Source organism: Variovorax sp. YR266 (assembly GCF_900107295.1).
In the GTDB taxonomy this organism is placed as follows: domain Bacteria; phylum Pseudomonadota; class Gammaproteobacteria; order Burkholderiales; family Burkholderiaceae_C; genus Variovorax.
The window spans coordinates 558086-582536 of record NZ_FNPM01000001.1 but is presented as its reverse complement, the minus strand read 5'-3'; the positions used below and the strand labels follow the sequence as shown (position 1 = coordinate 582536).

The window sequence follows — 24451 nt, the reverse complement described above, 5'->3', positions numbered from 1 at the left end:
CTCAAGCACATGACTCTGAAAGCAGCCCCCGCCCGTCTGTCCACGACTTCAGCCAGCTTCGACGCTGAATTCAAGGCGCGGCTGCATTGGTCCGCGGACGACGACGCGGCCATCGAGAAGGTTGTGGCCGACATCCTCGCCGACGTGCAGAAGCGCGGTGACGACGCGGTGCTCGAATACACGAATCGCTTCGACAAGCTCGATGCGAAGACGCTGCCCGAGCTTGAGCTGACGCAGGCCGAGCTCAAGGCCGCCTTCGAGGCGCTGCCGGCCGCCCAGCGCGACGCGCTCGAAGCCGCCGCGCGCCGCGTGCGCAGCTACCACGAGGCCCAGAAGAAGGCCAGCGGGGAAAGCTGGAGCTACCGCGATGCAGACGGCACGCTGCTTGGCCAGAAGGTCACGCCGCTCGATCGCGTCGGCATCTATGTGCCGGGCGGCAAGGCGGCGTACCCGTCGAGCGTGCTGATGAACGCCATTCCGGCGCACGTCGCGGGTGTCGGCGAAATCATCATGGTTGTGCCGACGCCGAAGGGCGAAAAGAACCAGCTCGTGCTCGCCGCCGCCTACGTGGCCGGCGTGACGCGCGGCTTCACCATCGGCGGCGCGCAGGCCGTGGCCGCGCTGGCCTACGGCACCGCCACCATCCCTGCCGTCGACAAGATCACCGGCCCCGGCAATGCCTACGTGGCGGCCGCCAAGCGCCGCGTGTTCGGCACGGTGGGCATCGACATGATCGCGGGCCCGAGCGAAATTTTGGTGCTGGCCGACGGCACCACGCCGCCCGAGTGGGTGGCCATGGACCTGTTCAGCCAGGCCGAGCACGACGAGCTGGCCCAGAGCATCCTGCTGTGTCCCGACGCCGCCTACATCGACCGCGTGCAGGCCGAGATCGATCGCCTGCTGCCGGCCATGCCGCGCGCAGAAATCATCGCCGCCTCGCTCAACGGCCGCGGCGCGCTGATCCACACGAAGAGCATGGAAGAGGCTTGCGAGATCAGCAACCGCATCGCCCCCGAGCATCTGGAAGTCAGCAGCAGCGAACCGAACCGCTGGGAGCCGCTGCTGCGCCACGCCGGCGCGATCTTCCTGGGCGCCTTCACCAGCGAAAGCCTGGGCGACTACTGCGCCGGCCCGAACCACGTGCTGCCCACCAGCGGCACGGCGCGCTTTTCCAGCCCGCTGGGCGTGTACGACTTCCAGAAGCGCTCCAGCCTGATCGAGGTCAGCGAGGCGGGCGCCCAGGTGCTGGGCCCGATCGCCGTCACGCTGGCCGAAGGCGAGGGCCTGCAGGCGCACGCCGAAGCTGCCCGCATGCGGCTGCGTAAGATCTGAGCTCAAACAACCGGTCACCGGGAGGAGCAAGCAAGATGATCGATCGTCTCCGTCATTCGCGTCTTTTTCGATTCGCCACGAGCCTCGTTGCGGGCGCCGCACTGCTGGCCGCCTGCAGCCAGATGCCGCAGGCGCCGCGCACGTCGGCTGCCGTCAGCGCTACGCCCAGCGCCGCGCCGGCAGCGCCTGCCCCGCAACTCGGCACGCAGTGGGGCGAGGGCCTCGAATCGAAGACCCGCACGGTCATCACCAAGCGCCTGTCCGACCAGCCGGACGACGTGGCCTCGCTGGGCTACAACGAGGCCTCTGCCGTGCGCCGCTCCGTGGGCAGCAATCCTGAGAGCCGCCTGAGCCTGATGCTGGCCGATGGCGACGTCGAATGGTCGGTGCTCGGCGAAGACAGCCGCCCGTTGCCGCTGCAGCGCGCCCGCCGGGGCAGTGGCGGCGAAGACATGTTCCGCCTCGCCGGCGTGCAGGGCTCGCGCTACACGCTGCGCTTTCGCAACCTCAGCGAGCGCAGCTACGAGGTGATCGCCACGGTCGACGGCCTCGACGTGCTCAACGGCAAGCCCGGCAGCCTGCGCAACGGCGGCTATGTGCTGCGCCCGTTGCAGGCGCTCACCATCGAAGGCTTCCGCAAGAGCGAGAACGAGGTCGCGGCCTTCCGCTTTTCCGCGCCCGGCCGTGCCTACGCAGCGAACACCGAAGCGGGCGACGTGCGCAACATCGGCGTGATCGGCGCTGCGCTGTTCGAACTCGAAGAGCGCGACGCACCGCGCCGCCAGCGCCGCGACGCCACCCCGTCGCAGCCCAGCGCCTTCCCGGCCGACGGCGCCTACGCGCCGCCGCCGCGCTACCGCAAGTGATGCCGATGAAGCGTGCCGCCGCCTTCCTGCTGCTCGCGCTGGCGGCTGCCACCGGCGCGCAGGCCATGAGCATCCGCGAACTGCGCACGCTCGAAGCCAGCGAGAAAGACGGCAAGGCCTACGCCAGCTACTACCTGGTCGGCGTGCTCGAGGGCCTGCGCGAAGGTGTCGAATCGTCGCAGCGCAACGGGCAGAAGCCCGTGTTCTGCGTCGAGGGCCGCCGCCTCGAACCCTCCATGGCGCGTTCGCTCTACCAGACCGAACTGACCCGCAACGCCGACAGTTACGAAGCCGACATGCCAGCGCAACTGGTCATGGCCGGCGCCCTCCGAAACAGCTACCGCTGCACCCGATGACCGCTGCTCCCCAATCCGCCCGCCCGCCGCTCGACCGCATCCGCAACGACGTGCGGTCCATGCATGCCTACGCGGTGCAGGACGCGCGCGGCTTCGTCAAGCTCGACGCCATGGAAAACCCCTTCGGCCTGCCGCCCGCGCTGCAGGCCGAACTCGGCGCGCGCCTCGGTGCGCTGGCGCTCAACCGTTACCCGGGCGAGCGCGGCGCCGACCTGCAGCGCGCGCTGGCCGCGCACGCGCAGATGCCCGAGGGCTTCAGGCTGATGCTGGGCAACGGCTCGGACGAGCTGATCTCGCTGCTGGCCATTGCCTGCGACCTGCCCGGCGCCACCGTGCTGGCGCCCGTGCCCGGCTTCGTCATGTACGCCATGAGCGCGAAGCTGCAGGGCCTGAAGTTCGTCGGCGTGCCGCTCACGGCCGACTTCGAACTCGACGAAGCCGCCATGCTGTCCGCCATTGCGAGCGAGAAGCCCGCCATCGTCTACCTCGCGTATCCGAACAACCCGACCGCCAACCTCTGGGACGACGCCGTCGTCGAGAAGATCGTCGAAGCCCAGGGCGCGCAGGGCGGCCTGGTGGTGATCGACGAGGCCTACCAGCCCTTTGCCGCCCGCAGCTATATCGACCGGCTCGCGAAGCACGGCCACGTGCTGCTGATGCGCACGCTCAGCAAGTTCGGCCTGGCCGGCATCCGCCTGGGCTACCTCATGGGGCCGGCCGCGCTGGTCGCCGAGATCGACAAGGTGCGCCCGCCCTACAACATCAGCGTGCTCAACTGCGAGTGCGCGCTGTTCGCGCTGGAGCACGCCGAGGTGTTCGAGGCGCAGGCCCGGCAGATCCGCGAGGAGCGCGAACGCCTGATGATGGGCCTCGGCCGCCTGCCCGGCGTGAAGACCTGGCCCAGCGATGCCAACATGATTCTTTTGCGCGTGCCCGATGCCGCCAAGACCTTCGAGGGCATGAAGGCACACGGGGTTCTGATCAAGAACGTTTCTAAAATGCACGAACTGCTCGCAAACTGCCTGCGCCTCACCGTCGGAACGGCCGACGAGAATGCGCGGATGCTCGCGGCACTCGAAGCCTCACTATGACCACCCCCACCAACCCGGGCAGCGCCGATCGCACAGCGACGGTCACCCGCAACACCGCCGAGACGAAGATCACCGTCAGCGTCAACCTCGACGGCACCGGCAAGGCCAAACTTGCTACCGGTATCGGCTTCTTCGACCACATGCTCGACCAGATCGCCCGCCATGGGCTGATCGACCTCGACATCGACTGCCAGGGCGACCTGCACATCGACGGTCATCACACGGTGGAAGACGTCGGCATCACGCTGGGCCAGGCCGTGGCCAAGGCCATCGGCGACAAGAAGGGCATCCGCCGCTACGGCCACGCCTACGTGCCGCTCGACGAGGCGCTGAGCCGCGTGGTCATCGACTTCTCGGGCCGTCCCGGCCTCGTGATGCACGTGCCGTTCACCAGCGGCATGATCGGCACCTTCGACAGCCAGCTCACCTACGAGTTCTTCCAGGGCTTCGTGAACCACGCCTTCGTCACGCTGCACATCGACAACCTCAAGGGCGTCAATGCGCACCACCAGTGTGAGACGGTGTTCAAGGCCTTCGCGCGCGCCATGCGCGGCGCGCTCGAACTCGACCCGCGTTCCGTCGGCGTCATTCCCTCGACGAAGGGCTCGCTCTGAACGCGTTCGTCCATCAGCTATGAAATCTGTAGCAAATACCGTTGCCGTGGTCGACTACGGCATGGGCAACCTGCACTCCGTGTCGCAGGCCGTGCGCCATGCGGCCGACCAGGTCGGCGTGGAGGTGTTCGTCACCTCCGACCCCGACGTGGTTCGCAAGGCGACCCGCGTGGTGCTGCCGGGGCAGGGCGCCATGCCCGACTGCATGCGCGAGCTGCGCGACTCCGGCCTGCAGGAGTCGGTGCTCGAAGCCGCGGCGAGCAAGCCGCTGTTCGGCGTGTGCGTGGGCATGCAGATGATGCTGTCGCGCAGCGACGAGGGCCCCACCGATGGCCTGGGCCTCATTCCGGGCGAGGTCGTCAAGTTCGACCTGGCTGGTCGCCTGCAACCCGACGGCAGCCGCTTCAAGGTGCCGCAGATGGGCTGGAATCAGGTGCGCCAGGCCCAGCCGCACGCCGTGTGGGCAGGGGTGCCCGATCAGAGCTACTTCTACTTCGTGCACAGCTTCTACGCCCGCCCGACCGACCCCAAACACAGCGTGGGCGAGGCGGAATATGGCGCGAGCTTTACCGCAGCCATCGCACGCGATAACATTTTTGCAACCCAGTTCCACCCGGAGAAGAGTGCGGACCACGGGCTGCAGCTGTATCGCAACTTCCTCCACTGGAATCCCTGAACCCATTTTTCCGACCGGGCCGAACCTCTCACAGCCCGGATTCCGCACACTCGCGTCACTTCCATGCTCCTCATTCCCGCCATTGATCTCAAAGACGGCCACTGCGTTCGCCTCAAGCAGGGCGACATGGACCAGTCCACCATCTTCAGCGAAGACCCCGCTGCCATGGCCCGCAAGTGGGTCGAGGCCGGCGCGCGCCGGCTGCACCTGGTCGATCTGAATGGCGCCTTCGCCGGCAAGCCGCAGAACCACGCGGCCATCAAGGCGATCCTGAAAGAGGTGGGCGACGACATTCCGGTGCAGCTCGGCGGCGGCATCCGCGACCTCGACACCATCGAGCGCTACATCGACGACGGCCTGCGCTACGTGATCATCGGCACCGCCGCGGTCAAGAACCCCGGCTTCCTGAAGGACGCCTGCAGCGCCTTCGGCGGCCACATCATCGTGGGCCTGGACGCCAAGGACGGCAAGGTCGCCACCGATGGCTGGAGCAAGCTCACGGGCCACGAGGTGGCCGACCTGGGCAAGAAGTTCGAGGACTACGGCGTCGAGTCGATCATCTACACCGACATCGGCCGCGACGGCATGCTCTCGGGCATCAACATCGAGGCCACCGTCAAGCTCGCGCAGGCGCTGACCATTCCGGTGATCGCCTCGGGCGGCCTGTCGAACATGGCCGACATCGACAAGCTCTGCGCAGTCGAATCCGACGGCGTCGAGGGCGTGATCTGCGGCCGCGCCATCTATTCGGGCGACCTCGACTTCGCCGCCGCGCAGGCCCGCGCGGACGAACTGGCCGGCGCCTGACGCCTTTATCGCGCAGCGCGTGCTCTCCGCGCTCGCCATCGCCAATTACCGCTCGCTGCGGCAGCTGACCGTGCCGCTGGGCCGGCTCACGGTCGTGACCGGGGCCAACGGCAGCGGCAAGTCGAGCGTGTACCGGGCGATGCGTCTGCTGGCGGACATCGCCAATGGCGGCGTGATCCGCTCGCTGGTGCGCGAAGGCGGGCTTTCATCGACTTTGTGGGCAGGGCCCGAGCGTTTCTCGGCGGCCATGTTGCGGGGCGAGGTGCCGGTGCAGGGCACATCGCGCAGCGAGCCGGTCGCGCTGAAGCTGGGGTTCGCTGGCGTCGAGGCTGAAGATTTCGGCTACGCCATCGACATTGGCCTGCCGCCACCGAGTTCATCGACGGCCTTTTCGAGCGACCCGCAGATCAAGCACGAGGCCATCTGGAGCGGCCCGCTGCTGCGCCCCTCGACGCAGCTGGTCGACCGCAAGGGCGCCGCGCTGCGGCTGCGTGAGGGCAAGAGCTGGCAGGCCGTCGGCCGGCCCATTCCTGCTTTCGCCAGCATGATGACGGAGCACGCCGACCCGCGCGACGCACCCGAGATGCTCACGCTGCGCGAGCAGATGCGCTCCTGGCGCTTCTACGACCACTTCCGCTCCGACGCCGATGCGCCCGCTCGCCAGCCTCAACTGGGCACGTACACGCCTGTGCTGTCCAACGACGGCGCCGACCTGGCCGCGGCATTGCAGACCATCCGAGAGATCGGCGACGGCGAAGCACTCGACCGCGCGGTGGACGACGCCTTCCCCGGCGCAAGCATCGGAGTCCAGGTGACAGGCGACCGCTTCGAGACGCTGATGCGCCAGCACGGCCTGCTGCGGCCCCTTACGGCCGCCGAACTCTCCGACGGCACCCTGCGCTACCTGTTGTGGATCGCGGCGCTGCTCACGCCCCGCCCGCCTGCGCTGCTGGTGCTCAACGAGCCGGAGACCAGCCTGCACCCCGACCTGCTGCCGGCCCTGGGGCGGTTGATTGCGCAGGCCGCGCGGCAGTCGCAGGTGATCGTGGTGTCGCACGCCGCCCGGCTGATTGCCGCGCTGGACGACAGCGAAGGCCTGCAGCCGGTAGTGCTCGAAAAGCAGTTCGGCGAAACGCGCATCGCCAACCTCGACATGAGCGAAATACCGCGCTGGGAGTGGCCAGCGCGGTAGCAGTTGAATGAGGGCTTATTCGGCCTTCACCGACATCGTCTGGATGATCGTTTCCAGCTGCGCACTCATCGGCAGGTTGATGCTTTCCCCCGACGGCAGCTTGCGCAGGAACCAGCGCTTGTACTGCCGCTCGATCTCGCCGTCCTCCGCCAGCACCTGGAAGGTGTCGACGACCACCTTGTTCAGCTGCGGGTCGCCCTTGCGGTACATGATCCCGTAGGGGTCGTAGGAGAGGAAGTCGCCGACCACCTCGTAGTCGGCCTTGGCGGCGTCCTGCGCGATCAGGCCGTAGAGCAGCACGTCGTCGGTCGCGAAGGCATCGGCCTGGCCGCTCTTCACCAGCCCGAACGACTCCGCATGGTCGCGCGTCACCTGCAGGTTGATGTTCAGCTTGAACTTCTCGGACAGGTCGCGCAGCGTCTTCTCGTTGGTGGTGCCGGCAGTGACGGCCACCTTCCTGCCCGCGAGGTCGCGGAACGACTTGATCGGCGAGCCCTTCTTCACCAGCACCTTGGTGCCCGAGACGAACATCGTGGGCGAGAAACTCACGCGCTTCTGGCGTTCGAGGTTGTTGGTGGTCGAGCCGCATTCCAGGTCGACCTTGCCGCTCGCGACCGCGTCGATGCGCGAGTCCGACGTGACGGGCACCCACTTGATCGTGAGGCTCCTGTTCACCGCGTCCTCGATGGCCGTTACCAGCGCGCGGCAAAGCTCGATCGAATAGCCGATCGGCTCCTTGCGCGCATTGAGGTACGAGAACGGCACCGACGACTCGCGGTAGCCGATGGTGATGGCGCCGGTTTCGCGGGCCTTGGCGAGGGTGCCGGTCAGCGCGGTGGGCGCTGCCTGTTCCTGCGCCTGTGCCGGTGCCGCCAGCACGAACACGGCGGCTGCCAGCAGTCCGGCGAGGAAAACCGACAGCGTGGCCTTGGGCTTCATGGCGCGCCTCACGCGTGGGCGGGGTGGGCGAGGGTGGCGCTGGCTTCCTCGTCGAGCGCCTTGGCGTTGACCTCGGCATCGCTCTCGGACATCAGCTCGCCCTCCCACTTGGCAACCACCGCGGTGGCGATGGAGTTGCCCACTGCGTTGGTGGCCGAGCGGCCCATGTCGAGGAAGGTGTCCACGCCCAGGATCAGCAGCAGGCCGGCCTCGGGAATGTCGAAGTGGTTCAGCGTGGCTGCGATCACCACCAGCGAGGCGCGCGGCACGCCGGCCATGCCCTTGGAGGTGAGCATCAGGATCAGCAGCATGGTGATCTGCGTGCTGATCGGCATGTGGATGTTGTAGGCCTGCGCGATGAAGAGCACGGCGAAGGTGCAGTACATCATCGAGCCGTCGAGGTTGAACGAGTAGCCCATCGGCATCACGAAGCTGGAGATCTTGCGCTTCACGCCGAAACGGTCGAGCGCCTGCAGGATCTTCGGGTAGGCCGCTTCCGAACTGGCAGTGGCAAACGACAGCAGGAAGGCTTCCTTGATGAGCACCAGCAGCTTGAACACGCGCGGGCCGAGGAACAGGAAGCCCGCCAGCACCAGCACGCTCCACAGCACGAACAGGCCCAGGTAGAAGTCGCCCATGAACACCGCGAACTTCAGCAGGATGCCCAGGCCGTTGACGGCCACCGTGGCGGCCATGGCGGCCAGCACCGCGAGCGGCGCGAGCTTCATGACGTAGCCGGTGATCTTGAGCATGGCGTGCGACAGCTCCTCGATGGCGGCGACCAGCGTCTTGGCCTTGTCGCCCAGCGAGGCGAGCGCCACGCCGAAGAACATCGAGAACACCACGATCTGCAGGATCTCGTTGTTGGCCATGGCCTCGACGAAGGACTTCGGCACCGTGTGGCTCACGAAGTCTTTCAGCGTGAATTTCGAGGTGGCAAGGTTGGCCGAGGCGCCGATGTCGGGCAGCGGCAGGCCGAGGTTTTCGCCGGGCTTGAGCAGGTTGGCCATGACCAGGCCGATGACCAGCGAGATCAGCGAGGCGGTGAGGAACCAGCCGATGGCCTTGCCGAACACGCGGCCGACCGACTTGGCGTCGCCCATGTGCGCGATGCCCACCACCAGCGTGGAGAACACCAGCGGGCCGATCAGCATCTTGATCAGGCGCAGGAACACATCCGAGATGATGGAGACGTAGTCTGCGATTTCTTTCGCGGCTTTCTTGTCCGGAAAGCTGGAGAAGATCATGTAGCCCACGATGATGCCGAGCACCATCGCGATCAGGATCCAGGCGGCCATCGGCAGCTTCTTCATGCGTATCCCCTTGTCGTGTGAGAGTAGTTTTTCCGAGTGCACGGGACCGACTTGCACGTTGTCCCTCGATGCAAGCGATCACAGGGTATCCAAGAAGGCCCCGGGCACGCAATGGCCCTTGATGCCAATTCCGTGCCACGGTGCGGGTGCTGCCTACAATTCTCGCCATGGAAATCACCCCGATCGAGTTTCGCGGCCAGCCCGCTCTGCGTGCCAACGGCATCGATGGGAGCACCCTCACGGTGGCCTTGCATGGGGCGCAAGTGCTCTCGTGGACAGCGGCTGACGGGGTGGAAAGGCTCTACCTGAGCCCTTCGGCGGTGTTCGACGGGCATACGGCCATCCGCGGCGGCGTGCCCATTTGCTGCCCCCAATTCAACCAGCGCGGCATGTTGCCCAAGCATGGATTCATGCGCAATTTGCCTTGGGTGCACGAGGTTTCGGATGCGCCCGAAACGCTGAGGCTGACGCTTCGCGACTCCGAAGCCACCCGAAAGCTCTGGCCGCACGCTTTTGAGGCGCGGCTGGAAGCCGCTTTGTCCGGCGGCCAGCTGCGCACGACGCTCACGCTGGTCAACATCGACCGCGCACCCTGGACCTTTGCCGCCGCGCTGCACACCTACCTGCGCGTCGACGACATCGCCAACGTGCGGCTTGAGGGCCTGCAGGGCGCCAACCGCTGGGATTCGCTGCGCGACGACCGCTGTGTGGAAACCGCGGCGGCGTTGCATTTCGATGCAGAGTTCGACAGCGTCTATGCCGCGCCCGCCCAGCCGCTGCGGCTGGTTCAGCCGGGCGGCAAGCTCGAAATCTCCCAAAGCGCGAGCTGCAGCGAAACCGTGGTCTGGAACCCCGGCGCGGTGCTCGGTGCGAAACTCGCCGACATGCCTGCCGATGGCTTTCGCCACATGCTCTGCGTGGAGGCCGCCCGCATCGACGAGCCCGTGCTGCTGATGCCTGGCGCCCAATGGCAGGGCTGGCAACAGCTCCGCGTTCTCTGATTCCCTACCGGTTGTTCAACATCCCATGCTTGCCAAACGCATCATTCCCTGCCTCGACGTCACCGGCGGCCGCGTCGTCAAGGGCGTCAACTTCCTCGAACTGCGCGATGCCGGCGATCCGGTCGAGATCGCCGCGCGCTACAACGCCCAGGGCGCCGACGAACTGACCTTTCTCGACATCACCGCCACCAGCGACGGCCGCGACCTGATCCTGCCGATCATCGAGGCGGTGGCTTCGCAGATCTTCATTCCGCTGACCGTGGGCGGCGGCGTGCGCACGGTGGCCGACGTGCGCCGGCTGCTCAACGCCGGAGCCGACAAGACCAGCTTCAACTCGGCCGCCATCGCCGATCCGCAGGTGATCAGCGACGCCGCGCAGAAGTACGGCTCGCAATGCATCGTGGTCGCCATCGACGCCAAGCGCCGCAGTCCCGAAGAAGCCGCCACTCGCGGCGCGGGCTGGGACGTGTACAGCCACGGCGGGCGCAAGAACACCGGCCTCGATGCCGTCGAATGGGCGACCGAGATGGCGCGCCGCGGCGCCGGCGAGATCCTGCTGACCAGCATGGACCGGGACGGCACCAAGAGCGGCTTCGACCTGGAATTGACCCGCGCGGTGAGCAACGCCGTCAGCGTGCCGGTGATCGCCTCGGGCGGCGTGGGCAGCCTCGACGACCTGGCCGATGGCATCCAGACCGGCGGCGCCGACGCGGTGCTGGCGGCCAGCATCTTCCACTACGGCGAGCACACGGTGGGCGAGGCCAAGGCCCGCATGGCTGCGCGCGGCATTCCCGTGCGGATCGACGCTTGAAGCGTGTCCAAAGGGTCTTTTCCTATCCCCGACAATACTTCCATGAATTGGCTCGATGAAGTGAAGTGGGACGCGAACGGCCTGGTGCCGGTCATCGCGCAGGAACAGGGCAGCAACGACGTGCTGATGTTCGCCTGGATGAACCGCGAGGCGCTCGAAAAGACCGCCGAGCTGGGCCGCGCGGTGTATTTCAGCCGCTCGCGCAACAAGCTCTGGTTCAAGGGCGAGGAGTCGGGCCACGTGCAGACCGTGCACGAGATCCGCCTCGACTGCGACAACGACGTGGTGCTGCTCAAGGTCACCCAGCTCGGCCACGAGCCCGGCATCGCCTGCCACACCGGGCGCCACAGCTGCTTCTTCAGCAAGTACGAAAAGGGCCAGTGGACGGTGGTCGAACCCGTCTTGAAAGACCCGGAGTCGATCTACAAATGACGGCCACAGTGAACAGCAACACCTCCGACGCCCTCGCACGCCTGGCCGCGGTCATCGAAAGCCGCCTGCCCGCGCGCGGCGGCGATCCCGAGAAAAGCTACGTCGCGCGCTTGCTGCACAAGGGCCCCGACGCCTTCCTCAAGAAAATCGGCGAGGAAGCCACCGAGGTCGTGATGGCCGCCAAGGACGCCGACCACGGCGGCGACCGCTCGAAAATAGTGAACGAAGTGGCCGACCTGTGGTTCCACACCATGGTGGCGCTGGCGCACTACGGTTTTTCCCCGTCAGACGTCACCGCGGAACTCGAGCGCCGGGAGGGCACCAGCGGCATCGAGGAAAAAGCGCTGCGCAAGGTGCAGCAACGCGGCATCGAAGAGCAGCAGAAAGGCCAGGCCTCCGAATGAACGAAATCACCGCGATCGACGACATCTCCGGCAAGACGCCCGAGCAGCTGGAAAGCCTGCGCCAGATCACGCTGGCGGTGTACATCCTCTATGCGCTTTCGTGGTTCACGGGCGGCCTCACGGGGATCGTGGGCATCGTGCTCAACTACCTCAAGCGCGAGGATACGGAGGGCACGCTCTATCAAAGCCACTTCACCTGGCAGATCCGTACCTTCTGGTGGGGCCTGGTCTGGTCCATCCTGGGGTTCATCACCATCTGGATCCTGATCGGCTTCCCCATCCTCTTCGTCACTGCCGTGTGGATGATCTACCGGCTGGTCAAGGGCTGGCTGAACTGGAGCGAACGCAAGCCCATGGCTGTCTAACGAACAACCTCCATGTCACACGATCCCAACTGCATCTTCTGCAAAATCATCGAGGGCAAGATTCCCTCGCGCAAGGTCTACGAAGACGAAGACCTGTTCGGCTTCCACGACATCGCGCCCTGGGCGCCGGTGCATTTCATGCTGGTGCCCAAGAAGCACATCGCCTCGATGGCCCAGCTGACGCCCGACGACGAGGCGCTGATGGGCAAGATCATGATCCTGGCGCCCAAGCTGGCGCTGGAGCAGGGCTGCAGGCCCTATCCGGACGGCGGCTACCGGGTCGTGGTCAATACCGGCACCGAGGGTGGGCAGGAGGTTCACCATCTCCATGTCCATGTCATGGGTGGTCCCCGGCCGTGGCTTCGCGGCTGAGCGGCATTAAGCCAAACTGTCACATTCCGCCCGACTAAAATCGGACACATTCTTAGGAGTTCTCCATGGGTTCTTTTTCCATCTGGCACTGGCTGATCGTGCTGCTCGTAGTGGTCATGATCTTCGGCACCAAGAAGCTGCGGAACATGGGTTCGGATCTTGGCGGCGCCGTCAAGGGCTTCAAGGACGGCATGAAGGACGGCAGCTCGTCCGATGCCGCCGCTTCGTCGGCCCCCGCCCAGCAAGTGACCGGCCAGCCGGCCAACAGCGACAAGCCGACGATCGACGTCGAAGCGCGTCAGAAGTCCTGAGCGCGGACCGCACGTGCTCGACCTCGGCATTGAGAAGCTGGCGCTGATCGGCGTCGTGGCGCTGATCGTCATCGGCCCGGAAAAGCTGCCGCGCGTGGCCCGCACCGTCGGCACCCTGCTTGGCAAGGCGCAGCGCTACGTGAACGACGTCAAGGCCGAAGTCAACCGCTCGATGGAGCTCGACGAGCTCCGCAAGATGAAGACCACCGTCGAGGATGCGGCGCGCGACGTCGAGCACAGCATCCACACGGGCGCGAGCGAATTCGAGAAGCAGTTCAGCGGTTCGGGCGAAACCCTCTCGGCGCTGGCCGAACCCGAGCCGTCGCCGCCCGAATACAAGCATCCCCGCAAGAACTGGCGCCTGAAACAGGGCGCCACGCCACAGTGGTACAAGGCGCGCAACGGCGTGCGCACTAAGGCGCTGTCGGGCGCGGCGCGCGTTGCGCGCTTCCGCCCGCACACGATCAACAAGATCAACTAGCGCATCCACAACACCGCGTTCTGCGCGCGCCGCACGCCGGCCGACGTCACGCTATCTTCTTTTCCAATGGCCGATTCCGACAACAAGAACAAAGACAAAGAAGACGAGCTGGCGGGCACCGAACAGCCGTTCGTGGCGCACCTGGTCGAGCTTCGCGACCGCCTGCTCTATTGCGTCTACGGCCTCGTGGTCGCGGGCATCCTGCTGGCCATCTGGCCCGGCCCGGGCGGGCTGATCGACCTGATCGCGATGCCGATCAAGGCGCACATGCCGCACGACGCGAAGCTGATCGCCATCGGCGTGTTCTCGCCATTCTTCGTGCCGCTCAAGGTTTTGATGATGGCCGCCGTGCTGCTGGCGCTGCCCTGGCTCATGTACCAGGCGTGGATGTTCATTGCGCCGGGGCTCTACAGCCATGAAAAGAAATTCGCGCTGCCGCTGATCTTCTTCGGCAGCCTGCTGGCCTATGCGGGCATCGCGTTCGTGCAGCTCTTCGTGCTGGACAAGATGTTCAGCTTCATCCAGCGCTTCGCACCGTCCGCGGTGCAGGCAACGCCCGATATTTCCTCGTACGTCGAGGCGATCCTGTCGCTCTACATCGCCTTCGGCGTGGCCTTCCAGGTGCCGATCGTCGTGATGCTGCTGGTGCGCTTCGAGATGGTGACCATCGAGAAGCTGAAGTCCTTCCGCGGCTACTTCATCGTGGTCGCATTCGTCGTTGCCGCGGTGCTCACGCCGCCCGACGTGGTGTCGCAGCTGGCGCTGGCGGTGCCGATGTGCCTGCTGTACGAAGTGGGCATCATCGGTGCCAGGTACTTCGCCAGTTCCGGCAAGAAGCCAGAGGAAGAGGAAAGCGCTGATTCAGCGCAATCCTGATCGACCGACCTGACAGCCCGTTATTCGGGCTGACTCGGCGGCACCTGCCGGACCGGGCTCTTCGGGCGCAGACCCGGCGTCACATCCAACTCCATCTTGTCGCTGCCGCGCTGCAGTGCGAACCGCGAGGTGCTGCCTGGCTTCAGGCCGGCCACCGCGGTCAGCAGCGCCTGCACGTTGTCTGTCTTCTTCTCGCCCACCGAGGTGATCACGTCACCCGGGCGGATGCCGGCCTTGGCGGCCGGGCCGTTCTGCAGCACGCCGGTGATGATCACGCCCGCGTCCGCCTTCACGCCGAAGGTCTCGGCGAGTTCGGGCGACAGGTCGCTCGGCTCCACGCCGATCCAGCCGCGGCGCACCTGGCCTTCCTTCACGATCCCTTCGAGCACGATCTTGGCCATCGACACCGGAATGGCGAAGCCGATGCCCATGCTGCCGCCCGAGCGCGAGTAGATCGCGGTGTTGATGCCCTGCAGGTTGCCGTTGACGTCGATCAGCGCGCCACCCGAGTTGCCGGGGTTGATGGCTGCGTCGGTCTGGATGAAGTTCTCGAAGTTGTTGATGCCGAGCTGGTTGCGGCCCAGCGCCGAGACGATGCCGCTGGTCACGGTCTGGCCCACGCCGAAGGGGTTGCCGATGGCCAGCACCTGGTCGCCCACCTGCAGCGCGTCTGAATCGCCCAGCACGATCACCGGCAGCTTGTCGAGCTCGATCTTCAGTACGGCCAGGTCGGTGTCGGGATCGGTGCCGATCACCTTGCCGCGCGCATGGCGGCTGTCGTTGAGCGTCACTTCGATCTCGTCGGCGCCCTCGACCACGTGGTTGTTGGTGAGGATGTAGCCGTCGGGGCTCACGATCACGCCGCTGCCCAGGCCCACCTGGGGCTGGTCGTCCTGGTCGCCGAAGAAGAAGCGGAACCACGGGTCGTTGCTTCGCGGGTGGCGCTGCGCGGCCTTGCTGGTGTTGATGCTCACCACCGCCGGGGAGGCCTTCTTGGCCGGCACGCTCAGGCTGCCGGGCGTCGTCACACCCGGGTTGCCGGCCGGTGCCTCGACGATCGACACCACGCCGCCCAGCGAGGTTGCGCGCTTGTTGATCCACTCGGGCTTGAGCGTCGCGACGACGAAGTAGGCCGCGAGCAGGACGGTCACGGCTTGGGCGAAGAGCAGCCAGGTGCGTTTCATGAAAGATTGGTGAAAAAGACGTTGGAAGGCTGCAGTGCAACGCAGCAATGTTGTCAATTGTCCCTCAACCGCCTGGTGCAGAAACCGCTCGCAGAGGTCGAGATTAAGACTTCCTGCGTACGTAAAGCCGGGTTAACACCTAGCATCGCAGGTCGGTCCCATCCGGCCCGTGTTTTTCAGGCCTCCCGCGCTGCCCACCCGGTGGAAGCGGCCAGGCATTTCGCCAGCGCGCCATTTTTCCGTTTTGTCACCCGGTCCCGCGGGCTGGCGCGCGATCACGATCTCCCTGCCAGCCATGACTTCAGAAGCAACCTTCCCGGACGGCGCGCAGCCAGCACCGGCACGCACGCTCGACTCGAGCGACTACAAGACCCTCGGCCTGTCCGCTCTCGGCGGCACCCTGGAGTTCTACGACTTCGTCATCTACGTGTTCTTCGCCACCGTGCTGGGCGCGCTGTTCTTCCCGGTCGACATGCCTGACTGGCTGCGGCAGCTGCAGACCTTCGGCATCTTCGCGGCCGGCTACCTCGCACGCCCGGTGGGCGGCATCGTCATCGCGCATTTCGGCGACATCTTCGGCCGCAAGCGCATGTTCACGCTGTCGATCTTCCTGATGGCTGCGCCCACGCTGGTGATCGGCCTGCTGCCGACCTACGCGAGCATCGGCGTTGCGGCGCCCCTGCTGCTGCTGGCGATGCGCGTGCTGCAGGGCGCGGCCATCGGCGGCGAGATGCCCGGCGCCTGGGTGTTCGTGGGCGAGCACGTACCGGCGAAGCGCTACGGCTTCGGCATCGGCATGCTGACTTCGGGCATCACCGGCGGCATCCTGCTGGGCTCGCTGATCGCGGTGGCCATCAACCGCCACTATTCGCCCGAGCAGGTGAGCGACTTCGCCTGGCGCATTCCCTTCATCCTGGGCGGCGTGTTCGGGCTGGTGTCGGTGTACCTGCGCCGGTTCCTGCACGAGACGCCGGTCTTCAAGGAGCTGGCCGGCCGCCGCAGCGTGGCGCGCGAGATGCCGCTGCGCACCGTGCTGCGCGAGCACCGCCTGGCCTGCGTGTACGTCGCGCTGCTGACCTGGGTGCTGTCTGCCGCCATCGTGGTCGTGGTGCTGTACACGCCCACGTATCTGCAGAAGGTGCACCACATTCCCGCTGCGCTGGCGCTCGAGGCCAACGCGCTCGCCACGCTCACGCTGACCATTGGCTGCATGCTGGCTGGCTGGGCCAGCGACCGCATCGGCACGCGCACCGTGATGCTTGTCGGCTGGGGTGGCCTGTTCGTCACGGCCTACCTGTTCTACAGCGGGCTGCCCGGAACGCCGGCTACGCTGTTCTGGCACTACGGGCTGGTGGGCCTGTTCGTGGGCACCATTGCTACCGTGCCGATTGCGGGCGTGCGCGCCTTCCCGGCGCCGGTGCGCTTCACCGGGCTTTCGTTCGCCTACAACATGTCTTACGCGGTCTTCGGCGGGCTGACGCCGGTGATCCTGACGCTCTGGCTGCAGCGCGACACGATGGCGCCGGCGCACTACGTGGCAGTGCTGGCCGGGCTGGGCTTCCTGCTGGCGTTCCTGCCCCTGGCCGCGCGCGGCCATGCCATGCGGGATGGCGCGGCCCCCGCGGGCGGCGCGACAATGGCGCGATGAGCACCACCCGCCACGAACTGCTCCACGCATTCGACCTGCTGCTGGCCCCCGGGCGCTTCAAGGACTACGGACCCAACGGCCTGCAGGTCGAAGGGCGCACCGTGGTCCGCAAGATCGTCTCGGGCGTGACCGCCAGCCGCGCGCTGATCGAGGCCGCGATCCACGCCGAGGCCGATGCCATCTTCGTTCACCATGGCCTGTTCTGGCGCGGCCAGGACGGCTGCGTCACCGGCTGGATGAAACAGCGCCTGGGCCTGCTGCTGGGCGACGACGTCAACCTGTTCGCCTACCACCTGCCGCTCGACGCGCATCCCGAACTCGGCAACAACGCGCAGCTCGGCCTGAAGCTGGGGCTCGTGGCCCATGCCGGTTCGACCGGGCGCTTCGGCGAGCAGGAGCTGGGCTTTCTCGGCATGCAGGAAAGCGGCGAGAGCTTTGCCAACGCCAAGGCGCTCGCCATGCACGTCGAAGGTGTGCTTAAAAGGCCGGTCACGCTCGTCGATACGGCGCATCGTGCTATCAAAAACGTAGCTTGGTGCACGGGCGGCGCGCAAGGCTACTTCGAGGCGGCCATCGCGGCCGGCGCCGACGCCTTCATCACCGGCGAAATCTCGGAGCCCCAGGCTCACTACGCGCGCGAGATGGGCGTGGCCTTCCTGGCCTGCGGGCACCACGCCACCGAACGCTACGGTGCGCCGGCGGTGGCCGGGCATGTGGCGGCGCAGCTCGGGCTGAAGCACGAGTTCATCGACATCGACAACCCGGCATGAGCGTAGCGCCGGGCCGCCCCAAGCAAGCTCGCACCGCAGTGCGAAGCACGGAGGTATTTCAATGAGCGGGGCCATTGCCATCACGCTGGGCGATCCCGCGGGTATCGGGCCGGAGATCATCGTCAAGGCGTTTCGTGATGCACCTGACGCGACCCGCAGCGCCTTCGTTGCCGGCGACGTGGGCACGATGCGCCAGGCCTCGCAGGCCCTGGCCGGGCCGGGTCAGCTGGCCTGGCCTGTGCTCGAGATCGAATCCGTCGCCGAAGCCGCGACCGTACCGCCGGGCTGCATCCCCGTGCTCCAGGTGATCGCGCCACCTTCGCACATCGAAACGGGCCGCATCAGCGCAGAGGCCGGCCGCGTGGCGGGCGAATGCGTGATCTGGGCCGCGCGGGCCGCACTGCGTGGCGAGATCGGCGCCATCGTGACCGCACCGCTGCACAAGGAAGCGCTGTCGGCCGCCGGCTTTCCGTACCCCGGCCACACCGAGCTGCTGCAGGCCGAGGCGGCCGCGCATCTGGGCCGCACCGTGGCCGACGTGCCGGTGCGCATGATGCTGGCCAATGACGAGCTGCGCACCGTGCTCGTCAGCATCCACATGTCGCTGCGCAATGCCATCGAGGCGGTGCGTTTCGAAGGCGTGCTCGAAACGCTGCGCATCACGCACCGCGCGCTGACGCATGCGCTGGGCCGCGCGCCGCGCATCGGCGTGGCGGGCCTCAACCCGCATGCGGGCGAGGGCGGTCTGTTCGGTTCGGAAGAGCGCGAGATCATCGCGCCGGCCATCGAGGCCGCGCGCGCCGAAGGCATCGACGCCAGCGGGCCCTATGCGCCCGACACGGTCTTCATGCGCGCACGCGCCAGGCACGGCGTGCCCTCCAGTGGCGAGTTCGACGTGGTGGTGGCGATGTACCACGACCAGGGCCTGATTCCGGTCAAGTACCTGGGCGTGGAGAAGGGCGTGAACGTGACGCTGGGCTTGCCGCTGGTGCGCACCAGCCCCGATCACGGCACCGCGTTCGACATCGCGGGAACGGGGCTGGCCGATGCGTCGAGCCTCGTCGAGGCGCTGCGCATGGCCCGGGTGCTCAAGGGCGCTTGATCAGGGGCGCTTGAGGCTGTCGCGGATTTCGCGCAGCAGCACCACGTCTTCGGGTGTCTCGGGGGCCGCGGCCGGTGCAGGCTCTTCGTTGCGCTTCAGGCGGTTGATCTGCTTGACCATGATGAAGATGATGAAGGCCAGGATCACGAAGTTGACTGCGATGGTGATGAAGTTGCCATACGCCAGCACCGGAACGCCGGCCTTCTTCAGGTCTGCCAGCGTGTTCGCCACGCCGGCGGGCGCCGTGCCCAGCACCACATAGAGGTTGGAGAAGTCGAGCTTGCCGAACACCACCCCGACCAGCGGCATGATGATGTCGGCCACGAGCGAGTCGACGATCTTGCCGAACGCTGCGCCGATGATCACGCCGACCGCAAGGTCGATGACATTGCCCTTGACGGCAAATTCCTTGAATTCACTGAGGATGCTCATGATTCAAAAGGCTGCTGGAGCTCTGCTGTTGAAGGAAAGTCGAGTATGCCCGCGATTGCTCACTTCTCCAGCGAGCGTGGCGCAACATCGACATGCGCGGCCGGCAACCGTTCACGACTGCGCGCGGCAATTTGCCTGAAGCCGTCCTCGAGATGGCGCACGAAGCGCGGCGTGTCGAAGTAGCCGCGGCGCGCGTCCTTGGCCGCCACGAGCCGCGCGCGCAGTGCGGCCAGCTCCTCCGGGTGCGTGGCGTAGTGGATGGCCTTCTGCACGTACTCGTCATGGTTCGTGGCCACCAGCTCCGGCAGCCCGATGGCGCCGAGCAGGCTGCCCGCCATGCGCGACACCATCGTCGTGCCCGTGAGCGCCAGCAGCGGCACGCCCGACCACAGCACGTCGTTCGCGGTGGCGCCGCTGCTGTAGGGGAAGGTGTCGATGAACAGGTCGGCCAGGCCGATGCGCGCCAGATGCTGGTCGACCGGCATGCGCGGCGACACGATCAGGCGCTTGGCCGGCAGGCCCGCCTTGTCCCATTGCGCGCGCAGGTTGTGCTCGAAGCCGCGCGGGCCCTGTGCCAGCCACAGCACCGAGTCCGGAATGCCCTGCACGATGCGCACCCACGCCTCGAAGGTCTCGGGCTGGATCTTGAACGACTGCGAGAAGTTGCAAAGCACGAAGGCGTCTTCGGGCAGGCCGTGCTCGGCGCGCGTGGCCTTTTGCGGGTTGACCGGGCGCTTCGTGTCGATCACCTGGAAGGTCTCGGGCAGGCGCAACAGCTTCTCGGTGTAGCAGTCTTCCGTGCCCGGCGGCGAGAGGAAGTTGTCGGACACCAGGTAGTCGTAGTTAGGCGTGCCGCTGGTGCCCATGTAGCCCAGCCACATGAGCTGCGCTGGCGCCGCGTGATAGGCCATGACCTGCGGCTTGGCGCCGCGCGTGTCGCCCGAGAGGTCGATCAGGATGTCGATCTCGTCCTCGCGGATGCGCTCGGCCATCTGCTGGATCGACTGGCCGTGCATGTCGACGAAGTGCTCGGCCGACGCGGCGATGCGCGCCCGCGCAGGATGGCCGTCGTCCGGACCGTAGGAATAGACGAAGACTTCGAAATCTTTACGGTCATGCTGGCCGTACAGCTCGGCGGTCAGGTGCGCGACCGGGTGGTTGCGGAAGTCGAATGAGTAGTAGCCCACGCGGATGCGCGGCGCCGTGCGGCGCGCGCCGGCATCGGCGAAAGGCCTGATGCCCGTGTTCCGGTCGGCCAGCGTGGCGGAGCGCTGGGTCCAGTTCATCAGCCGGCGCGCATCGTCGTAGTTCGACATCAGGATGAACGACGACACGGTCTGGTCGTTGTTCGGGTTGTCCAGCAGCGCAGCGATCCTGGCGCGCAGCTCGGGCACGCCGTTCCAGTCGGCGATGTGCGCCTTTTCGCCCAGCATCCACACCATGGCCGGCATGAAGTCCGGGTCGTCGCGCAGGCACTGCTCGAACTCCGCAATGGCCGCCTCCGACTGGCCGGCCATCACATAGGTCACGCCCAGGTTGCAGCGTGCGAGCACCTGGCGCGGATGCACTTCGAGCGCCTTCTTGAGCACTTCGATGGCGGTGTCGAAATGGCCGAGGCGGAAGTTCACCGTGCCCAGGTTGTTCAGCAGGAGCTCGTGCTCGGGCAGGCTTTCCAGCGCCAGCTTGTAGAGCTCGGCCGATTCCGCAAAGCGCATCGACACGCCTTCGAGCGCGCCGCACACGCCGTAGAGCGCGGCCACGCCTTCGGAGTCGGACAGCGCCTTGTGGCGCTCCTCGGCCGGCCAGTTGCGCATGGCGCGCTGCATGGGCGCGATGGCCTCCTCGGTGCGGCCGCAGCTCTGCAGCGCCCTGGAGAGCATGAATGCGGCCTCGCAATCCTGCGGGTCGGCCGCAGCCCGCTCGTACGAGTCGAGCGCGGCGGCCCAGTCTTTTTGATGCGCGCGGATCTTGCCGATGTTCTTGTGCGCGGCCGCATAGCCAGGGTCGAGCGCGAGCGCCTGGCGGAACTGCACGATCGCCTCGTCGAAGCGGTCCTGCTCCATGTCGATTGCGCCGGCGTTGTTCCATGCCGCGGGCGCCTGCGGTGCGAGCCGCGTGGCTTCGGCCGCGGCCTCGCGTGCCTGGCGGAACTTCTTCTGCTGGCGGTACACCGCCGACAGGTTCACGTAGGCCTCGGGGTAGTTCGGCAGCGCCTTGATCGCGCGGCGAAGGTCTTGCTGCGCTTCGGCCGGCAGGCCCATGTGCATGAAGATCGTCGCGCGGGTGTTGAAGTAGAAGTGGTGCGGCGACCGCGCGATTGCGCGGTTCACGTAGTTCAGCGCCAGCTTCGGCCGTCCTTGCCGGTACAGCGCCTCGCCCGTCAGGTGCAGCGCGTCGGCATGCTCCGGAAAGCGCGACAGCAGGGCTTCGTAGACCTGGATGGCCTCGGCGAAACGGCCCACCCGGTGCAGCACCAATCCCTGTTCCAGAAGGCTGCCGGCATCTGCTGCCGATGTGGAGGGTGCGGGGGCGAGAGAAGGTGAGTTCATGAAGCCGTGTGATGGACGGGTCAGGAGGTCGGCCGCTGCAGGAAATGCCGGCCTTCATGCAAGTGAAAAAGGCCGGCAACCCAGTATAGGGGCCGGCCTTCCGTTTCATCAGCGGGCGTTCCCGCAGCGCAGGGGCGCCGCAGGCACGCCGGGCCGGATTACCAGGACCAGGAGGCGCCGATGCCGCCGCCGACCTTGCCGCTGCTGCCGCTGCCGATGTTCACCTTGATCTGCGCGCCTTCGCCGATGCGGAAGCTGGCCGCCGCAGCGAGGGCCGAGCGGCCGTCGTACGAGCCCACGCCCACGCCGATGCCGAAGCTCTTGCCCGCTTCGAGCGCCGGCACCGAGGCTGCTGCCAGGGCGATGGCCGCACCGGTGCTGCTGGTCTTGCGCATGTCCTGCACTTCGTTGCGGACCTGGTTCAACTGCGACATGTTCGCGGCGTCCGTCGGCAGGACGCCGGGAGCCACGTTCTGCACGCGGCCGTTGGCGACCACGCCGTTGCCCGCCGTGATGGTGCCGCCCGCCGTCACGTTGCCGGTGACGTTGACCGTGCCCGCGTTCAGTGTCGTGACGTTGCCGGTCACGGCGTTGATCGTGGTGATGTTGCCGGTCTGCGTGTTCAGCACCGTGATGTTGCCGTTGGCCGCCGTGACCGTCTGGAAGTTGCCGGTGGTGGCGTTCACCGTGCTTGCATTCACCGTCGTGGCGCTCACCGTGTTGGCGGTCAGCGCGTTGATGGTGGCGCTGGCTGCCGACAGGTTGGTGGTGCTGACGTTGGTTGCGCTCAACGTGTTGATCGTGCCGCGGCTCGCCGACAGGTTCGTTGTGCTGACGTTTGTGGCGCTCAGCGTGTTGATGGTGCCGGCGTTGGCTGTCAGGTTGGTGGTGCTGACGTTGGTGGCGCTCAGCGTATTGATGGTGCCGGCGTTGGCCGTCAAGTTCGTGGTGCTGACGTTGGTGGCGCTCAACGTGTTGATGGTGCCGTTGTTGGCGGTCAGGTCCGTCGTGCTGACGTTGGTAGCACTCAGCGTGTTGATCGTGCCGGCGTTGGCCGTCAGGTTGGTGGTGCTGACGTTGGTGGCGCTCAACGTGTTGATGGTGCCGTTGTTGGCGGTCAGATCCGTCGTGCTGACGTTGGTAGCACTCAGCGTGTTGATCGTGCCGTTGCTGGCTGTCAGGTTCGTCGTGCTGACATTGGTCGAGCTCAACGTATTGATAGTGCCGTTGTTGGCAGTCAGGTCCGTGGTGCTGACGTTGGTGGCACTCAGCGTGTTGATGGTGCCATTGCTGGCAGTCAGATCCGTCGTGCTGACGTTCGTTGCGCTCAACGTGTTGATGGTGCCGTTGTTGGCCGTCAGATCTGTGGTGCTGACATTGGTCGCGCTCAGCGTGTTGATGGTGCCGTTTGCAGCCGTCAGGTCCGTGGTGCTGACGTTGGTTGCGCTCAGTGTGTTGATCGTGCCGTTCGACGCCGTCAGGTTCGTCGTGCTGACGTTGGCCGAGCTCAACGTATTGATCGTGCCGTTGCTGGCTGTCAGGTTCGTGGTGCTGACATTGGCGGAGCTCAGCGTGTTGATGGTGCCGTTCGACGCCGTCACGTTGGTGGTGCTGACGTTGGTGGACGTGAGCGTCGAGATGCTGCCGGTGTTCGACGTCAGGTTGGTCGTGACGACGCTGGTGGCATCGACATTGGTTGCCTGCACGTTGGTCGCGGTGATGCCGGTCGTCAGGATGTTGGTCGAGGTCAGCGACTGGATAGTGCCGTTGCCCGACGACAGGTTGCCCGTGGTCACGTTGCTCGCGCTCAGCGTGTTGATCGTGCCGTTGGCTGCCGAGATGCTGGTCGTGGCCAGGTTGTTGATCGTGCCGTTGGCGGCCGAGACGTTGGTGGCGCTGACGCTGCCGGCAGACACGGTGCCTGCGGTGAGAGTGGCCGTGCTGATGCTGGTGGAGGTCAGGTTGGTGACCGTGCCGGTGCCGGCCGTGACGGTCGCGGCACTGACGTTGCCTGCGGACACGGTGCCTGCGGTGATCGTGCCGGTGCTGATGCTGGTCGAGGTCAGGTTGGTGGCCGTTGCCGATGTTGCGCTCAGGCTGGTGGTGGTCACCCGGGTTGCGGTGATGCTGCCTGCGGCGACTGTGCCGGCCGTGATGCTGCCCGAACTCAACGTATTGATCGTGCCGTTGTTGGCGGTGATGGTGACTGCGCTGACGTTCGTGGCTGTCAAGCTCGTGGCTGTCAGGTTGGGAGTGGAGATCCCGTCGTCAGAAGTAAAAATCCCGTTGTTCGCGCCCGGGCCTCCAACAACATTGATGTTGTTTCCGCCCACCTGTATCTGGGCATATGCCACCGGCAACGTCATCACATAGCCGGCGCCCACGAGCACCGAAGCGAGAAGGCGGCTGACGCCTGGGCGATGAACGATGAACGAGCGAACGCTGGAGCGCTTGGATGTAGTCATTTGGACTTTTTTCCTTGAAGAATCAGTTGCCATTTCTGGTCTTCCAAGCGCCCTCGTCGCGT

General features: G+C 66.3%; 26 protein-coding genes. 20 read left to right on the top strand and 6 right to left on the bottom strand.

The window, feature by feature from the left end:
* Nucleotides 1-9: 9 nt before the first annotated feature.
* The 8 genes from hisD (at nt 10) to BLW48_RS02715 (ending at nt 6934) form a co-directional block, all read left to right on the top strand.
* Nucleotides 10-1332 carry a histidinol dehydrogenase gene (gene hisD, locus BLW48_RS02750; RefSeq protein WP_093172480.1) on the top strand — a complete coding sequence of 441 codons (1323 nt, stop codon included), beginning with the start codon at nt 10-12 and terminating at the stop codon, nt 1330-1332.
* A gap of 35 nt (nt 1333-1367) precedes the next feature.
* A complete protein-coding gene (locus BLW48_RS02745) occupies nt 1368-2198 on the top strand; it encodes a hypothetical protein (protein WP_093172478.1) in 831 nt (276 codons plus the stop codon).
* 5 nt (nt 2199-2203) lie between these two features.
* Nucleotides 2204-2554, top strand: coding sequence for a hypothetical protein (locus tag BLW48_RS02740; RefSeq protein ID WP_256330681.1), 351 nt, complete (start codon nt 2204-2206; stop codon nt 2552-2554).
* Nucleotides 2551-3645, top strand: a complete 1095-nt coding sequence (hisC, locus tag BLW48_RS02735) for a histidinol-phosphate transaminase (protein ID WP_093172474.1) — start codon at nt 2551-2553, stop codon at nt 3643-3645. Before BLW48_RS02740 ends, hisC begins: the two co-directional genes overlap by 4 nt.
* A complete protein-coding gene (gene hisB / locus BLW48_RS02730; RefSeq protein WP_093048619.1) occupies nt 3642-4259 on the top strand; it encodes an imidazoleglycerol-phosphate dehydratase HisB in 618 nt (205 codons plus the stop codon). Before hisC ends, hisB begins: the two co-directional genes overlap by 4 nt.
* A 19-nt stretch (nt 4260-4278) precedes the next feature.
* A complete protein-coding gene (hisH, locus tag BLW48_RS02725; RefSeq protein ID WP_093048622.1) occupies nt 4279-4935 on the top strand; it encodes an imidazole glycerol phosphate synthase subunit HisH in 657 nt (218 codons plus the stop codon).
* Nucleotides 4936-4998: 63 nt separating this feature from the next.
* Nucleotides 4999-5742: a 1-(5-phosphoribosyl)-5-[(5-phosphoribosylamino)methylideneamino]imidazole-4-carboxamide isomerase gene (hisA, locus tag BLW48_RS02720; RefSeq protein ID WP_093048625.1), complete on the top strand. Its 744-nt coding sequence runs from the start codon at nt 4999-5001 to the stop codon at nt 5740-5742.
* Nucleotides 5743-5761: 19 nt separating this feature from the next.
* Nucleotides 5762-6934: an AAA family ATPase gene (locus BLW48_RS02715; protein ID WP_093172472.1), complete on the top strand. Its 1173-nt coding sequence runs from the start codon at nt 5762-5764 to the stop codon at nt 6932-6934.
* A 15-nt stretch (nt 6935-6949) separates the two neighbouring features.
* On the opposite strand, the gene BLW48_RS02710 is transcribed toward BLW48_RS02715, so the two are convergent.
* Both BLW48_RS02710 and BLW48_RS02705 read right to left on the bottom strand, forming a co-directional pair.
* A complete protein-coding gene (locus tag BLW48_RS02710) occupies nt 6950-7873 on the bottom strand; it encodes an amino acid ABC transporter substrate-binding protein (protein ID WP_093048631.1) in 924 nt (307 codons plus the stop codon).
* Nucleotides 7874-7881: 8 nt separating this feature from the next.
* Nucleotides 7882-9186, bottom strand: coding sequence for a dicarboxylate/amino acid:cation symporter (locus BLW48_RS02705; protein WP_093048634.1), 1305 nt, complete (start codon nt 9184-9186; stop codon nt 7882-7884).
* 167 nt (nt 9187-9353) lie between these two features.
* On the opposite strand from BLW48_RS02705, the gene BLW48_RS02700 reads away from it, so the two are divergent.
* From BLW48_RS02700 to tatC, 9 genes are all read left to right on the top strand, one after another.
* Entirely contained in the window at nt 9354-10187 is an 834-nt protein-coding gene (locus tag BLW48_RS02700) for a D-hexose-6-phosphate mutarotase (RefSeq protein ID WP_093172470.1), read from the top strand.
* A 25-nt stretch (nt 10188-10212) separates the two neighbouring features.
* The gene (gene hisF, locus BLW48_RS02695; RefSeq protein WP_093048640.1) at nt 10213-10998 is read left to right on the top strand and encodes an imidazole glycerol phosphate synthase subunit HisF; all 786 of its coding nucleotides are present in this window, start codon (nt 10213-10215) and stop codon (nt 10996-10998) included.
* A 42-nt stretch (nt 10999-11040) separates the two neighbouring features.
* Entirely contained in the window at nt 11041-11430 is a 390-nt protein-coding gene (hisI, locus tag BLW48_RS02690) for a phosphoribosyl-AMP cyclohydrolase (RefSeq protein WP_013539725.1), read from the top strand.
* Nucleotides 11427-11834, top strand: coding sequence for a phosphoribosyl-ATP diphosphatase (locus tag BLW48_RS02685; RefSeq protein WP_093172468.1), 408 nt, complete (start codon nt 11427-11429; stop codon nt 11832-11834). Before hisI ends, BLW48_RS02685 begins: the two co-directional genes overlap by 4 nt.
* Nucleotides 11831-12199, top strand: coding sequence for a DUF4870 family protein (locus BLW48_RS02680; protein WP_176928690.1), 369 nt, complete (start codon nt 11831-11833; stop codon nt 12197-12199). The genes BLW48_RS02685 and BLW48_RS02680 overlap by 4 nt, the downstream gene beginning before the upstream one ends.
* 12 nt (nt 12200-12211) lie before the next feature.
* Nucleotides 12212-12571 carry a histidine triad nucleotide-binding protein gene (locus tag BLW48_RS02675; protein WP_093048646.1) on the top strand — a complete coding sequence of 120 codons (360 nt, stop codon included), beginning with the start codon at nt 12212-12214 and terminating at the stop codon, nt 12569-12571.
* Nucleotides 12572-12636: 65 nt separating this feature from the next.
* A complete protein-coding gene (gene tatA, locus BLW48_RS02670; protein ID WP_093048649.1) occupies nt 12637-12882 on the top strand; it encodes a Sec-independent protein translocase subunit TatA in 246 nt (81 codons plus the stop codon).
* A gap of 13 nt (nt 12883-12895) precedes the next feature.
* Nucleotides 12896-13363 (top strand): Sec-independent protein translocase protein TatB, encoded by a 468-nt coding sequence (tatB, locus tag BLW48_RS02665; protein WP_007835284.1) that lies wholly within the window; start codon nt 12896-12898, stop codon nt 13361-13363.
* A gap of 66 nt (nt 13364-13429) precedes the next feature.
* Nucleotides 13430-14239 carry a twin-arginine translocase subunit TatC gene (tatC, locus tag BLW48_RS02660; RefSeq protein WP_093075856.1) on the top strand — a complete coding sequence of 270 codons (810 nt, stop codon included), beginning with the start codon at nt 13430-13432 and terminating at the stop codon, nt 14237-14239.
* A 20-nt stretch (nt 14240-14259) separates the two neighbouring features.
* Here the strand turns inward: tatC and BLW48_RS02655 are convergent, their stop codons facing one another.
* The gene (locus tag BLW48_RS02655) at nt 14260-15423 is read right to left on the bottom strand and encodes a trypsin-like peptidase domain-containing protein (RefSeq protein ID WP_093048655.1); all 1164 of its coding nucleotides are present in this window, start codon (nt 15421-15423) and stop codon (nt 14260-14262) included.
* A gap of 295 nt (nt 15424-15718) precedes the next feature.
* On the opposite strand from BLW48_RS02655, the gene BLW48_RS02650 reads away from it, so the two are divergent.
* From BLW48_RS02650 to pdxA, 3 genes are all read left to right on the top strand, one after another.
* Nucleotides 15719-17071 carry an MFS transporter gene (locus tag BLW48_RS02650; protein WP_093048658.1) on the top strand — a complete coding sequence of 451 codons (1353 nt, stop codon included), beginning with the start codon at nt 15719-15721 and terminating at the stop codon, nt 17069-17071.
* Entirely contained in the window at nt 17068-17841 is a 774-nt protein-coding gene (locus tag BLW48_RS02645; RefSeq protein WP_093172466.1) for a Nif3-like dinuclear metal center hexameric protein, read from the top strand. The genes BLW48_RS02650 and BLW48_RS02645 overlap by 4 nt, the downstream gene beginning before the upstream one ends.
* A gap of 61 nt (nt 17842-17902) precedes the next feature.
* Nucleotides 17903-18943, top strand: coding sequence for a 4-hydroxythreonine-4-phosphate dehydrogenase PdxA (pdxA, locus tag BLW48_RS02640; RefSeq protein ID WP_093075851.1), 1041 nt, complete (start codon nt 17903-17905; stop codon nt 18941-18943).
* Here the strand turns inward: pdxA and mscL are convergent, their stop codons facing one another.
* The 3 genes from mscL to BLW48_RS02625 all read right to left on the bottom strand — a co-directional run bounded on the left by mscL (nt 18944) and on the right by BLW48_RS02625 (nt 24389).
* Entirely contained in the window at nt 18944-19375 is a 432-nt protein-coding gene (mscL, locus tag BLW48_RS02635; protein WP_093048667.1) for a large conductance mechanosensitive channel protein MscL, read from the bottom strand.
* A gap of 59 nt (nt 19376-19434) precedes the next feature.
* Nucleotides 19435-21924 carry a tetratricopeptide repeat protein gene (locus tag BLW48_RS02630; RefSeq protein WP_093172464.1) on the bottom strand — a complete coding sequence of 830 codons (2490 nt, stop codon included), beginning with the start codon at nt 21922-21924 and terminating at the stop codon, nt 19435-19437.
* Between the two features lie 158 nt (nt 21925-22082).
* A complete protein-coding gene (locus tag BLW48_RS02625) occupies nt 22083-24389 on the bottom strand; it encodes a YadA-like family protein (RefSeq protein WP_256330680.1) in 2307 nt (768 codons plus the stop codon).
* Nucleotides 24390-24451 lie beyond the last annotated feature (62 nt).

Bases quoted from the DNA above. Each gene is read 5' to 3' on its own strand.
- tatC (WP_093075856.1), top strand. From the start codon at position 13,430: ATGGCCGATTCCGACAACAAGAACAAAGACAAAGAAGACGAGCTGGCG.
- BLW48_RS02710 (WP_093048631.1), bottom strand. From the start codon at position 7,873: ATGAAGCCCAAGGCCACGCTGTCGGTTTTCCTCGCCGGACTGCTGGCA.
- BLW48_RS02625 (WP_256330680.1), bottom strand. From the start codon at position 24,389: ATGACTACATCCAAGCGCTCCAGCGTTCGCTCGTTCATCGTTCATCGC.
- hisC (WP_093172474.1), top strand. From the start codon at position 2,551: ATGACCGCTGCTCCCCAATCCGCCCGCCCGCCGCTCGACCGCATCCGC.
- BLW48_RS02645 (WP_093172466.1), top strand. From the start codon at position 17,068: ATGAGCACCACCCGCCACGAACTGCTCCACGCATTCGACCTGCTGCTG.
- BLW48_RS02650 (WP_093048658.1), top strand. From the start codon at position 15,719: ATGACTTCAGAAGCAACCTTCCCGGACGGCGCGCAGCCAGCACCGGCA.
- BLW48_RS02705 (WP_093048634.1), bottom strand. From the start codon at position 9,186: ATGAAGAAGCTGCCGATGGCCGCCTGGATCCTGATCGCGATGGTGCTC.
- BLW48_RS02680 (WP_176928690.1), top strand. From the start codon at position 11,831: ATGAACGAAATCACCGCGATCGACGACATCTCCGGCAAGACGCCCGAG.
- pdxA (WP_093075851.1), top strand. From the start codon at position 17,903: ATGAGCGGGGCCATTGCCATCACGCTGGGCGATCCCGCGGGTATCGGG.
- hisB (WP_093048619.1), top strand. From the start codon at position 3,642: ATGACCACCCCCACCAACCCGGGCAGCGCCGATCGCACAGCGACGGTC.
- hisD (WP_093172480.1), top strand. From the start codon at position 10: ATGACTCTGAAAGCAGCCCCCGCCCGTCTGTCCACGACTTCAGCCAGC.
- hisA (WP_093048625.1), top strand. From the start codon at position 4,999: ATGCTCCTCATTCCCGCCATTGATCTCAAAGACGGCCACTGCGTTCGC.
- BLW48_RS02675 (WP_093048646.1), top strand. From the start codon at position 12,212: ATGTCACACGATCCCAACTGCATCTTCTGCAAAATCATCGAGGGCAAG.
- BLW48_RS02630 (WP_093172464.1), bottom strand. From the start codon at position 21,924: ATGAACTCACCTTCTCTCGCCCCCGCACCCTCCACATCGGCAGCAGAT.
- tatA (WP_093048649.1), top strand. From the start codon at position 12,637: ATGGGTTCTTTTTCCATCTGGCACTGGCTGATCGTGCTGCTCGTAGTG.
- BLW48_RS02745 (WP_093172478.1), top strand. From the start codon at position 1,368: ATGATCGATCGTCTCCGTCATTCGCGTCTTTTTCGATTCGCCACGAGC.
- BLW48_RS02685 (WP_093172468.1), top strand. From the start codon at position 11,427: ATGACGGCCACAGTGAACAGCAACACCTCCGACGCCCTCGCACGCCTG.
- mscL (WP_093048667.1), bottom strand. From the start codon at position 19,375: ATGAGCATCCTCAGTGAATTCAAGGAATTTGCCGTCAAGGGCAATGTC.
- BLW48_RS02740 (WP_256330681.1), top strand. From the start codon at position 2,204: ATGAAGCGTGCCGCCGCCTTCCTGCTGCTCGCGCTGGCGGCTGCCACC.
- hisI (WP_013539725.1), top strand. From the start codon at position 11,041: ATGAATTGGCTCGATGAAGTGAAGTGGGACGCGAACGGCCTGGTGCCG.
- BLW48_RS02655 (WP_093048655.1), bottom strand. From the start codon at position 15,423: ATGAAACGCACCTGGCTGCTCTTCGCCCAAGCCGTGACCGTCCTGCTC.
- hisF (WP_093048640.1), top strand. From the start codon at position 10,213: ATGCTTGCCAAACGCATCATTCCCTGCCTCGACGTCACCGGCGGCCGC.
- BLW48_RS02700 (WP_093172470.1), top strand. From the start codon at position 9,354: ATGGAAATCACCCCGATCGAGTTTCGCGGCCAGCCCGCTCTGCGTGCC.
- hisH (WP_093048622.1), top strand. From the start codon at position 4,279: ATGAAATCTGTAGCAAATACCGTTGCCGTGGTCGACTACGGCATGGGC.